Annotated in this window: 10 protein-coding genes and 1 pseudogene; 6 read left to right on the forward strand and 5 right to left on the reverse strand. The window is 32.2% G+C overall.

Annotated features, from left to right (window positions below; translation table 11 throughout):
• The first annotated feature begins 169 nt into the window (after nt 1–169).
• A complete protein-coding gene (locus tag H0I26_RS01455) occupies nt 170–1,156 on the forward strand; it encodes a hypothetical protein (protein ID WP_218700703.1) in 987 nt (328 codons plus the stop codon).
• A gap of 42 nt (nt 1,157–1,198) precedes the next feature.
• Here the strand turns inward: H0I26_RS01455 and H0I26_RS01460 are convergent, their stop codons facing one another.
• Nucleotides 1,199–1,792, reverse strand: coding sequence for a phage tail protein (locus tag H0I26_RS01460; RefSeq protein ID WP_218700704.1), 594 nt, complete (start codon nt 1,790–1,792; stop codon nt 1,199–1,201).
• A gap of 222 nt (nt 1,793–2,014) precedes the next feature.
• Here H0I26_RS01460 and H0I26_RS01465 point away from each other — a divergent pair, with 222 nt between their 5' ends.
• The 3 genes from H0I26_RS01465 (at nt 2,015) to H0I26_RS01475 (ending at nt 4,531) form a co-directional block, all read left to right on the forward strand.
• Nucleotides 2,015–2,449 carry a hypothetical protein gene (locus H0I26_RS01465; protein ID WP_218700705.1) on the forward strand — a complete coding sequence of 145 codons (435 nt, stop codon included), beginning with the start codon at nt 2,015–2,017 and terminating at the stop codon, nt 2,447–2,449.
• A 608-nt stretch (nt 2,450–3,057) separates the two neighbouring features.
• The gene (locus H0I26_RS01470) at nt 3,058–3,861 is read left to right on the forward strand and encodes a sensor histidine kinase (RefSeq protein ID WP_256935230.1); all 804 of its coding nucleotides are present in this window, start codon (nt 3,058–3,060) and stop codon (nt 3,859–3,861) included.
• Nucleotides 3,851–4,531 carry a response regulator transcription factor gene (locus H0I26_RS01475; RefSeq protein ID WP_218700706.1) on the forward strand — a complete coding sequence of 227 codons (681 nt, stop codon included), beginning with the start codon at nt 3,851–3,853 and terminating at the stop codon, nt 4,529–4,531. Before H0I26_RS01470 ends, H0I26_RS01475 begins: the two co-directional genes overlap by 11 nt.
• 242 nt (nt 4,532–4,773) lie before the next feature.
• Here the strand turns inward: H0I26_RS01475 and H0I26_RS01480 are convergent, their stop codons facing one another.
• The 4 genes from H0I26_RS01480 to H0I26_RS01495 form a co-directional block, all read right to left on the reverse strand.
• On the reverse strand, nt 4,774–5,490 hold the full coding sequence (locus H0I26_RS01480; protein ID WP_218700707.1) for a Bax inhibitor-1 family protein: 717 nt from the start codon (nt 5,488–5,490) through the stop codon (nt 4,774–4,776).
• Between the two features lie 80 nt (nt 5,491–5,570).
• Nucleotides 5,571–6,281 carry a zinc metallopeptidase gene (locus H0I26_RS01485; RefSeq protein ID WP_232782547.1) on the reverse strand — a complete coding sequence of 237 codons (711 nt, stop codon included), beginning with the start codon at nt 6,279–6,281 and terminating at the stop codon, nt 5,571–5,573.
• Between the two features lie 82 nt (nt 6,282–6,363).
• Nucleotides 6,364–6,723 carry a YraN family protein gene (locus H0I26_RS01490; RefSeq protein ID WP_218700708.1) on the reverse strand — a complete coding sequence of 120 codons (360 nt, stop codon included), beginning with the start codon at nt 6,721–6,723 and terminating at the stop codon, nt 6,364–6,366.
• Nucleotides 6,724–7,731 (reverse strand): LD-carboxypeptidase, encoded by a 1,008-nt coding sequence (locus H0I26_RS01495; RefSeq protein ID WP_218700709.1) that lies wholly within the window; start codon nt 7,729–7,731, stop codon nt 6,724–6,726.
• Nucleotides 7,732–7,788: 57 nt separating this feature from the next.
• Here H0I26_RS01495 and metG point away from each other — a divergent pair.
• Both metG and H0I26_RS01505 read left to right on the forward strand, forming a co-directional pair.
• Nucleotides 7,789–9,852, forward strand: a pseudogene (gene metG, locus H0I26_RS01500) (methionine--tRNA ligase); the annotation flags it as partial.
• Nucleotides 9,853–10,064: 212 nt separating this feature from the next.
• A complete protein-coding gene (locus H0I26_RS01505; protein WP_218700711.1) occupies nt 10,065–12,443 on the forward strand; it encodes a hypothetical protein in 2,379 nt (792 codons plus the stop codon).
• The last annotated feature ends 105 nt before the right edge of the window (nt 12,444–12,548 follow it).

The raw sequence follows: 12,548 nt of genomic DNA on the forward strand, positions 1-12,548 counted from the left end.
GGATAAACAACTATTTATACGTAAAGGATAAATAACTATTTATACACCCTCAATTAACAAATATTTATACACGCGATGCTATTTGAGAAACACTAATTATTAAGACGTATTTTCTAAATAATTTGTTTTATTTTAATTATTTTACATTTTAAACATCATAAAAAGCATTATGTTCTCTGAATTGCACTTAAAAGAAATAACTAAACTGTTAATTCATTCACAAACAGAAAAAGAAGAAATTAAGGCTGTTAATTTATTATCAAATTTTTATTCAAAAATTTTAGAAGTCTTCTTATTTGAGGATTTAATTGTCACCGGTACTGAGGTAAGTGGCGGCCTAGCGTTATCTCCCACACATGCTAAAGACTGTTTAGAAGACTATGTAAGAACTGCTCGTTTTATTAAAGGAACATACAAAGCAATACAAAAGGCAATACAAATTTTCAAAAACAAAAAAATTGAAATCGTTTATGCAGGGACGGGGCCATTAGGCACATTACTAGTTCCATTATTACCTTTATTTACTAGTAATGATATCGCCATTACATTTATAGATATTCATGAAGGGTCTATTTTAAATTTAAAACAAATAATTAATCATTTAGGTTATAAAGATTATGTAAAAGCGTACTTAATCGAAGATGCAACAACCTTTAAATTTAAAGAAGGAGCGCATATGCATGTTGCTATTACAGAAACAATGGATAAAGGACTTACAAAAGAACCACAAGTTTCAATAACTCAAAATTTAGTAATGCAACTATGTGAAAAAGGAATTTTAGTTCCAGAAGACATAGAAATAAGTTCTAGAAAATCATTTCATGTTAAAGAAAAAGCATTTAAGTCAAATACAAACTATAAAGACTATATCAACTTAGAAGAAAAAGACGTTTTATTTTCAATCAATAAAAATATAAAGTCTTTGAAAACTAAATTTAGTTTTGAATCTGATTGGTTCTTTTTTAATCAAGACTTTGAAACCACTCCAGATATTTGCATTTACACAAAAATAAAAGTGTTTGAAGATGTTTTTATCAATGACGGGGAAGCATTGATAACCAATCCGTATTGTGTTAAATCATTATATGCTTTAAAAAAAAACAAATACAAGCTACACTATTCAATAACAAATACGCCTAATTGGTTTGTAAAATAAACAATGCTCTATAGAAAGATTGATAGAGCATTGTTTTTAATATTAGCTTCTTGAAGGAAATATCCCTACTACAGCGATAATAAAATTAACCGCTAAATATGGTTGCATGTTTTTGTGCGGTTGATTTCCACCACTATTTTGTGTTTGTACAGAATTTGAATTAGAGTTTAAGGTAATATCAGGCGTGGCTTCATTAAAACCTAATGATCCATCAAAACTTCTACCAGAAGTTTTTCCTGGAGTTGCAATTGAGGAGTTACTAGTTGCTTGTCCTAAAGTAGCATTACCAGAACTGACCTTTATTTCTCCTTGAGCAAGATGGTTGTGACTAGGCATTTCATCCGTAGTTAAGGTATGATATTCGTCTCCTTGTTTTTGACCTATAGGCCTAGGAGTAAGTCCCGGACCTGCGCTACCTCCCGAACCGCCACCAGAGTGAATTGGAGCTCTACCTCTTAAATCTGGTAATGCAAAAGTAGTTCTTCCATCACCACCGTAAATGGTGCCTAGAAGAGAATATAAAGCTGTGTTTTGTGAAATTTGTACTAATTGTCCGTTGCAAAACTCCCACCCTCTTGGGGCAAAATTTCCTGCGAACATACTTATTGATCCTAAAAGAGGGCTCTCTGATGCCATAAAAATAAAATTTTAAACGTTAATAATTAATTAAAAATAAGTTCTACTATAAAAATAGGTATAATAACAATCCCAAAGCTATACCTACCAATCATTTTACATAAGCGTATAATCACGGAGTATTAAAACCAAGTAAAAACACCTGTTTTTTACAATACTGTTTTTTATGTGAATTAGTATGACTAGTTTTATGTATTAATTCAAACCAAAATATAAAAAACCATGAGTAAAAATGAAGTAACACTAGAAAACGCAAAAACTTGGGCAAAAAAATGGCAAACTGAAAACAAGTACCATTGCAATGCTTTTTTAATGCCTGCAATAGATTTAATAGAAGCCCTTTTAGAAATGAACGTTTTAGTAAAACAAGACGATGGTAACTACAGTCTTCAAAATGTTGAATCTAGCGGTGTTCGCGCTTATATGGCAATTGATCAAGAGATCGAAAACGGTTATGGAGAAAAATTGCTACTTGTTGGGACTAAAGTAGACTGTAAAGATATTCATCGCGATATTATAGAAGACGAAAAACCTTCTGGTTGTGACAACTGCGATGTAAATGCAGCTGTAGACAAATTAAATGGAAGCGGAATTTTTGATTTTACCTCACCTTGTCCAAGTGATTGTGATTTAAATAGTCCTTTACACAACCTATAAAATTTAATGAAATTAATTAGTTCCCTTTTTGAATACTTAGGTATAATTATACTTCTAATTAATGCTTTGTTGTTTTTTAAAAGCTATACTTCAAAAAAGAGTATGGCTTTTAAATATTTTAGCTTTTATTTAGGGACTTCTTTAATTATTGTGGTAATAACATCTACGTTATCGTATTTTACAAAAGACAATCTTTACTTATCACACTTTTATTTTATTGGACAATTTATTCTATTATCCTTATTTTACCGAGAATTACTAAATACGAATCAAAAAAAGATAGTGAATACTATTTTAGCGCTTGTTTTATTTACTCTATCGTTACAATACGCGAATACTCCTAAACTTTTCTTTAAATTTTTCGTTTTTGAAATATTTATAACGTCTTTTCCTATTGTCATATATTCTATCATTCATCTCTATAATTCAATAAGTAAAAAAGGGGCGTATATTTATATAAATGCGGGCATCCTAATTTATCTAACGACTAGTACTTTAATATTTATTCTAGGAGATTATTTATCTGAATATAACAACACTACGATTAAGAAAATTTGGTTAGTTAATAAAATATTGTATCTAATATATTTAATATTAATTTTTATAGAATGGACGAAAACATTATCGATGGACAAGAACAAGTAATAGTAGCTTTAGTCTATGGACTTATTTTTTTAGTATTACTTACGACTGGACTGATTTTATTTTTTCATTATTCAAGACGAAAAATTATTCAAAAAGAGCTTGAAAAAGCTGCGTTAAAACTTGAAAATCAGCAAAAAATATTACAAACCTCCATCGCTATTCAAGAGAGAGAACGCAAACGTATTGCTCAAGATTTACACGATGCTATCAGCTCTAAATTAAACATTATAAGTTTAACCACTAATGTTTTACTAATAGATCAAACCATTAGCGAAAAACAGACAATAGCTTTAGAACAAATATTAAATATTACTACGGGAACTTTAGAAAGCGCACGTAAAATTGCACACGATTTATTACCTCCTATTTTAAATGAATTTGGTCTTAAAGCTGCCTTACAAGAATTATTTGAAGACTTTTCTAAACACACTAAAATAGAGATTGAAGATAACGTTGAAGCACTAACTAGACTATCAAAAAACGATCAACTACATGTCTTTAGGATCGTTCAAGAACTGATTAACAACTCTATTAGACATGGTAAGGCTAACGAGTTAGTGGTTTACATGGAACAAAATGAGACCGATTTTGTAATACGTTATCAAGACAATGGACAAGGGTTTGATGTTAAAAAAGTACACGAGAAATCAGGGATAGGCCTTCAAAATATAAAAAGTAGAGTTAAGATTTTAAAAGGAACACTAAAAATAGAAAGCACACCCAATAACGGAAGTCAATTTATTATACGTTGTAGTTATGAAAGATAAAATAAAAATTGCATTAGCAGATGACGAACTTTTATTTAGACAAGGTCTAAAAGCTATTTTAGAAACTAATGAAGCTATAGATGTCCTTTTTGATGTTGAAAATGGAGAGTACTTAATACAAGAATTAAGAACCCCTAAAACTTTGCCTGAAATAGTAATTACCGACCTTAAAATGCCCGAACTTAATGGTATTGAAGTAACTAAACTTATTAAAAAAGAGTTTCCCGATATTAAAGTTATTGCGTTGACTAGCTATTTTAGTAAACCCTTTATTTTAAATATGATTTCTATAGGTGCCGTCGCTTATTTAGCAAAAAACAGCACACCCGCCTTAATGATTAAAACCATAGAAGAAGTGGCAGCTAAAGGTTTTTACTACGACGCACAGGTCATGCAATACATTCATGAAAGCATTGTAAATCCTGCAGACAAAAAAGTAAAGTCTAGTTTTGACACCAATTACTTTACTAAACGTGAAATAGAGATTTTAGAGCTTATTTGTCAACAACAAACCACGAGTGACATTGCCGAAAACCTATTTATAAGCCCTAGAACTGTTGAAGGGCACCGTAATAATCTACTACTTAAAACAGAATCCAAAAATGTTGCTGGCCTAGTTATCTATGCTTTAAAAAACAAATTAGTATCCCTAGACAATGATACTTTTTAGTAACAAAAAAACATCAATAAAAAAGCAACTTTAGAAGGGCCTCTTTTTCTTAATTCTGTTTAGCAATAAACTAAATAAAACAACTCAATAGATCAAAAAAAAAACACCTCAACATCTTTTATGTTGAGGTGTTTTGCGTTAAGGATTGAATGGTCTGTCTGAGCTCCTCGCAGAGAGCGAGTAGTGAAAGCCTGACCTTTTTTAGCTATTAAAAGCTAAAACAGGTAACGCCCAAATCGCGTTTAGTCTCTTGACATAAAGATTCTAAGCACATACCAGAATAATAACATTAACGAAGCAAATAAACCTAATGCTGCTGGGATGTAATCTTCAGTGGTATACTTGTCTTTTATTTGTGAGGTTTGATATAGTATTGATCCTGCTGCTAATAAACACATAGCTCCAGAAAACCATAATCCTAGGTCAAAACCAAAGATTGTTCCTGCAATGATCAATCCTAAGGCTATAAAAAACCCGATAGTTAATCCTGCTTTTAAAAACGAAAAATCTTTATTAGTCAACATAACTACTGCTGTTAATCCTGTAAATAAAGCAAGCGTTACTAATCCTGCTTGTTGCAGTATCTCTCCTCCAGACTCCATATAATTGGTAACGACATGAATCATTGGAATAAAAATAACGGCTTGTGCCAAAATGTAAATACCATAGGCTAAATATTGCTTGTTTTTATCCGCCGTTTTCATTGCTGTACTCTCTGCATAGGTTGTTACTAACATAAAACCTCCTAACAGTAATAACCACTTGTAGCCTTGTGTCATAGACAACATAAACTGTACAAGTGTAGTACTTTGTAATAGTAAATATTCAAATAAAACAAATGCTAAAACCCCTCCAGCGACATGGCCATACGTTTTTTTGTAAAATGCAGTTCTGTCTGCATCAGAAACAAGACTTAAATGTGTGCTTGTACCTTGATAATTGTCATGATTATTTTCCATAAAATATTAATAGTATTAATTGGTTATTCAAATGTAAAAAAAGAAACCGAATTTTAATTATGTTGTTGTCTAATTATCTTTTAATCGCGTCTTCCTAAAATTTGCATGGCCCAATATAACAATGAGGCTAATGCACCAATAGCTGCTACCAAATAGGTTCTGGCTGCCCATTTAAGTGCATCTTCAGAGCCTTTATATTCTTCTGGCGTCACCATGTTTTTTGCTTTTAACCAAGCTAATGCACGATTACTTGCATCATACTCTACCGGTAATGTTACAAAACTAAATAAGGTGGCAAACCCCATCATTACTAGACCTGCAATGGCTACATATTGCCCTGCTGCTCCCATAGCTTGACTTGCCATTAAGACCAATCCACCCATAATAACCCATTGTGACATTTTTGAAGTGACTTGTACCACTGGCACTAATTTAGAACGCATGGTTAAATAACTATAAGCTGTGGCATGTTGCACCGCATGCCCAACCTCATGAGCTGCTACTGCTGCGGCAGCTGCATTGGCATGTCCATAAACGACCTCACTTAAATTAACTGTTTTATTTGTTGGGTTGTAGTGATCTGTTAATTGTCCTTTTACAGAAATAACTTCCACATCTCTAATCCCATTATCTGCTAACATTTTTCTTGCAATTTCCGCTCCGGTCATTCCGTTGCGCAAATGTACTTTAGAGTAAAACGCAAACTTACTTTTAAGTTTTCCGCTTACTAAAGAACTAATTAAACCTATAGCTCCGATTAGGATAAAATACCCCATTTGTCCTGAAAACATATTCTTTTAATTTTAAAGTTGATACTATAAAGATAGCAAAAAGTAAGCCAATGTTATGTGCAGCAAAATTGTCAGTACATAACTAAAAATGATAGAACGCATTTTCTAAATGCTCGATATTAAATTGATTCTTTTGTTTTACAATCGCAATAATATCAAAACGAACCTCGACATCTAATCCATTTGAAGTCACATACTCATCTACAGCTTTTACTAAACGTTGGATCTGTTTTGGTTTTACAAAATCTTGAGGATTACCAAAACCTGTCGTTGATCTTGTTTTAACTTCAATTATAGCCAAAACATCTTCTTTTTGCGCAATAATATCGACTTCGGCTTTATCAAAACGGTAGTTACGCTCTATAATGACGTAGTTATTTTCAACTAAAAAATCGACCGCTAGTTGCTCTCCTTTCTTACCAAGTTCATTATGAATAGCCATTTATTCGTCAAAGACTAAAGTTGATTTTGACTTTCCTACTTTTATGGATACTTCCCGACCTAAGAGTAACGCTCGGTTATCTTTTTCATGTCCAGCAGGCATATTAAAGACTATCGGAAAATCATATTCTGATAACGCATCTAAAATTAGTTGTTCTATTGAAGTCCCCCAAAGTGTGGTGTTTTTTCGCATCCTACTCATCCCCCCGACAACGACACCTTTGCAGTTATCAAAGTAACCCGCTCGCTTTAAACTTTGTAGCATACGGTCTATATGGTATTTATATTCCCCTATTTCTTCAATAAATAATATTTTTCCTGACGTATCCAAGCTTTCTTTTGAGCCTAACATGGTATGTAATATGGTTAAATTACCGCCTATCAAAGCCCCTTTAGCCTCTCCTTCTCTATTAAAAGGAGATCCTTTTAAAGTGTAACTTAAAGGCTTACCAAGAAGTGTATTTTTAAAAGTTGTAATACTTGCCTCAATATCTGATAAATTTTCAGGTAAGCTCACCCCCATTATAGCATGCAACGTTTGCACACCTAAGTTATGTATTTGATTGTGTAATGCTGTAATATCACTATAACCAATAACCCATTTAGGATGCTGTAAAAATTTGGTGTAATCTAATTTATCCAAAATCCTAACTGTCCCATACCCCCCACGTGCAGACCAAATGGCTTTTATTTTAGGGTCATCTAATGCTATCTGAAAATCTTCGCAACGCTCTTGATCTGTTCCTGCAAAATGATCGGCTTGACTGTAAACATGTTTACCAATAACCACATGAAGCCTCCAGCTTTCTAACAGTTTTTTAGCACGATTAACTTCTTCTGTTCTATTTCGTAAAACACCAGAAGGCGCTACAATAGCAACAGTATCTCCTGCTTTTAAATAGGCTGGTTGTATCAATTTAGTTTCGGTTTTATCTTGTGCTAACACGGTATTATTTCCGAAGAAAAAAATAGCGTAACACATAATCAGTAATATTCTCTTTTTTGACATACCGTAAAATTACATTTTTTTTCTCAATCCCTATCAAAATGCGTATTTTTACGCCTTCAAAAGAAAACAAAGATGTCAAAAAGATATACAATTACTGCTGCCTTACCTTACACTAATGGACCAATACATATTGGGCATTTAGCTGGGGTGTATGTCCCTGCAGATATTTACGCAAGATATAAACGATTAACAGGTAACGATGTTGCTTTTATTTGCGGAAGTGATGAGCATGGTGTGCCCATTACTATCAAAGCAAAAAAAGAGGGCGTAACTCCGCAACAAATTGTAGACAGATATCATAAAATTATAAAGGATTCTTTTGAAGAATTCGGAATTACTTTTGACAATTACTCTCGTACTTCTGCAAAAATACATCACGATACTGCCTCTGAGTTTTTTACAACATTGAATGACAAAAAGGAATTTATTGAAGAAGTCTCAGAACAATTATATGATGCGGAAGCAAATCAATTTTTAGCCGACCGTTTTGTAATTGGTACGTGCCCAAAATGTGGTAACGAAGAAAGTTATGGTGATCAATGTGAAAAGTGTGGAACCTCTCACAACGCGACAGACTTAATTAATCCAAAATCTGCTATCACAGGGAATGTTCCGAGTTTAAAAGAAACAAAACACTGGTTTTTACCTTTAGATAAACATGAAGCGTTTTTAAGAGAGTGGATATTAGAAGACCATAAAAAAGACTGGAAACCTAATGTTTACGGACAATGTAAATCTTGGCTAGATGATGGTTTAAGACCAAGAGCAGTAACTAGAGATTTAGATTGGGGAATCCCAGTTCCAGCACCTGGAGGTGAAGGAAAAGTACTTTATGTTTGGTTTGATGCTCCTATTGGATACATCTCATCTACCAAAGAATGGGCTGCTAGAGAAGGAAAAGACTGGGAGCCATACTGGAAAGATAAAGACACGAAGCTAGTACACTTTATTGGTAAGGATAACATTGTTTTTCACTGTATAATTTTCCCTGCAATGTTAAAAGCAGAAGGGAGCTACATCCTACCTGATAATGTCCCTGCTAACGAATTTTTAAACTTAGAAGGAAATAAGTTATCGACATCCAAAAACTGGGCGGTTTGGTTACCTGAGTATTTAATAGATTTTCCAAATCAGCAAGATGTCCTGCGTTATGCATTAACTGCAAACGCACCAGAATCTAAAGACAACGATTTTACATGGAAAGATTTTCAAGCAAGAAATAATAATGAGCTGGTAGCTATTTTCGGAAACTTTATCAATCGTGTGGTCGTTTTAACTAACAAATATTATAATGGTGTTGTACCAGCACCTTCTGAATTTTCTAAAATAGACGAAGACACATTAGCAACAATAAAAGCTTATCCGTCGGTTATAGAAAGCTCTTTAGAACGCTACCGTTTTAGAGAAGCCGGACAAGAATTAATGAATTTAGCCAGACTTGGAAACAAGTATTTAGCAGATGAAGAACCTTGGAAACTAATAAAAACCGACGAAGTACGTACACAAACCATCATGTATGTTGCCCTTCAAATAGCAAGTGCTTTAGCAACGTTATCAGAACCGTTTTTACCGTTTACTTCGACTAAATTAAAAACAATACTTAACACCACCGAAAACACTTGGAGTGATATTTCTTCTAAAGACATACTACTTCCTGAGGGACATACCATTGGTAAAGGTGAGTTATTGTTTAGCAAAATAGAAGACGACCAAATACAAATTCAACTTGATAAATTAGACGCTAGCAAGAAAGCAAATGAAGCCGCTAATAAAGTCGTAGAGCCACAAAAAGAAGAAATTAATTTTGCCGATTTCACTAAATTAGACCTTCGCGTGGGAACTATATTAGAAGCAGAAAAAATGCCGAAAGCTAAAAAACTTTTAGTCTTAAAAGTTGACACAGGTATTGATGTAAGAACTATAGTGTCTGGTATTGCAGAACACTTTACGGCTGAAGAAGTGATTGGTAAAAAAGTAACCGTTTTGGTTAATTTAGCACCAAGAGCACTACGCGGTGTTGAAAGTCAAGGTATGATTTTAATGACTGAGAATGCTGATGGAAAATTAGTCTTTGTAAATCCCGACGATGCTTCTGTTAACAATGGATTACATATTAGTTAATAATGTAAGCTAAACACTATTTATAATTAAAACAACATTAAAATTAACTGTAGCTCCAATAATCAATATGATTTTTTTCTAACTCTTTTGAATACTATTGTTTCAATTAAAGTATTTCAAAATCAAAAAAATAAAACCTCATAGTTTAAAACTGTGAGGTTTTTTTTTGTTATTTTTCAAGTAAATATCGCTTTATCAACAAAACAAAAACCATGAATAACAAAAAAAAGCAACACTTAACTCTTTTATTGATCTCCTTTTGTTTTACACAATTATTTTACGCACAACAACCTGCAGATAATTTAATTAGCGTATTTAAAAACTACACTTCTAACCCCAGAGAACTAATCTATACCCACATAAACAAGTCTACTTTTATTAAAGGGGAGACTATGGGTTTTACGGCTTACGTAATTGATAAAGAAAGCAAAAAAACATCTCTGACAACTAATAATTTATATTGTGTGTTAGAGGACGCAAATAAGAACATTATTAAAAGTAAATTAATCAAAGTAAATGAAGGTACTGGTAATGGAATTTTTAACATTGATAGTCTTTTTACCTCAGGACAATACACCTTTAAAGCTTACACAAATTGGCAAAGAAATTTTGATGAACCAAATTTTTACACACAAATAATCGAAGTTATCGATGATAATAGCCTTCAAAAAAATGCAAACGAAGAGCTGTTTTCAAAAGTTGACGCTCAGTTTTTACCCGAAAGCGGACATGCTGTGTCAGATGTAAAAAACACATTTGGAGTTGCAATAAAAAATGGCTTAGGTTTTGGTATCCCAAATATTGAAGGATCAATTATAGACTCAAACAACAATACCATAACTGGTTTCAAAGTAAATACTTTAGGAATCGGCTCCCTTTCCTTTACTCCCAGCTTAAATGAAACTTATTCTGCCATCTTTTATTATCAAGATAAGAAACATACTGTAAAACTCAATTCTATTGAAGACAAAGGAATAATTCTAAATTTAAAAAGTACGAATGATAAGGTTTATGTAAGTATAAAAACAAACATGGACACTCAATTAGATATAGAAGAAAACATATACAACTTGACAATACATAACGGAAATGTTATGAAAATTGTTGAATTTGATTTAAGTGAAAGTCTTGAATTTACCAGTCTTATTAATAATTCCGACTTAACACCTGGTATTAATATCTTTACTGTATTTGACGAGAATAACACACCGATTTTAGAACGTTTATACTTTAAACATGAAGGAATTGAAAAAATATCAAGCCCCAACCCTGTGATCACAAAAAATAATGACACTCTAAACTTAACTTTAACATACAAATCCCTGACCCCGTTAACTAATAACAACCTTAGTATTTCTGTTTTACCTAGTGATACTAAATCCTATAACCATAATCATAATATTATATCCGCTATTCATTTACAACCCTACATTAAAGGGCATGCAGAAAATGCAAAACATTATTTTACAAACGTAAACAGAGAGAAAAAATATGACTTAGACAATTTATTAATCACTCAAGGTTGGAGTAGTTACAATTGGCATAATATTTTTAATAATCCGCCAGGTGTTAATTATGTTTTTGAAAAAGGTATCTTTTTTAAAGCATCAGTAAATTCAAAAAATGCCGAAGACTTTTTAATGTATCCCATGCGTTATTCAGATGCTACTGTGTTTAAAATTGACCCTATTAACAAAGTTTTTCAACAAAAAAACTTATTTCCAATTAACAACGAAACACTGAAAATAGCAGAAATAAATAAAAGTGGAACACTAAAAAATCCAACATTGTATATCCAATACTACCCATCATCTATACCTAACTTAGAATACAAAACAAATTTATTATCTACAAAATACAAACGCAACAATAATTCGGAACTTAGCAACAATCTAATATCATCAAATCTTCATAATGTACAGCAATTAGATGAAGTCGTAATTGAAGCAAAAAAAAATAAAACCAGATTAGAAGAATTAAGAAGAAGCTCTTATGGATATGTAGATTTATGGGATAAAAACAAAAGAAAACGTACACCAAGCCTATTAGCCTATTTGAGCAAATGGTTTACAACAGGAACAAATAGGATAGGAGATCCTTTTATCATAAATAAATCGTCCAACTCTACATCAAGCAGTAATACGCCTTTAGTTTTTATAGACGATATTCCAACTCAAGGCTTTAATCAATTATTAAACATTCCAATGGATATCATAGACTATATTGAAATTAATAAAAGTGGTCTAGGAGAAGGTATTAGAGGAGGAGGAGGTGTAATCCGTATATATACAGATCCAAATGTAAACCTTCAATCAACATATGGAGCAGGAAAAGTGTTTAAAGCTTATGATTTTCCATTGACATTTAGTGAAGACAAAAAATTTTACAAACCCACATACAAATCTTACAGCAGTACTTTTTTTAATGAATATGGAGTTATTGAATGGCTAGCAATAACAACACTAAACGCTAAAGGAGAATTATTTCTAAAACTACCAATAGTAAACACAAGTAACATCAATTTATTTATCGAAGGTATTACCGAAGACGGTCGTTTTATTTCTGAAATTAAAAAAGTAAGCTTAGAATAAATAAAAAAATAAAAAATATATTTTACATCTAAAACCCAACAAAAACAAGTGATCACAAGTAATAGAACATACTATTCATGAAAACACTGAGAATAATGGTTTGAT

Source organism: Olleya sp. HaHaR_3_96 (genome assembly GCF_019278545.1).
Taxonomy (GTDB): Bacteria; Bacteroidota; Bacteroidia; order Flavobacteriales; family Flavobacteriaceae; genus Olleya.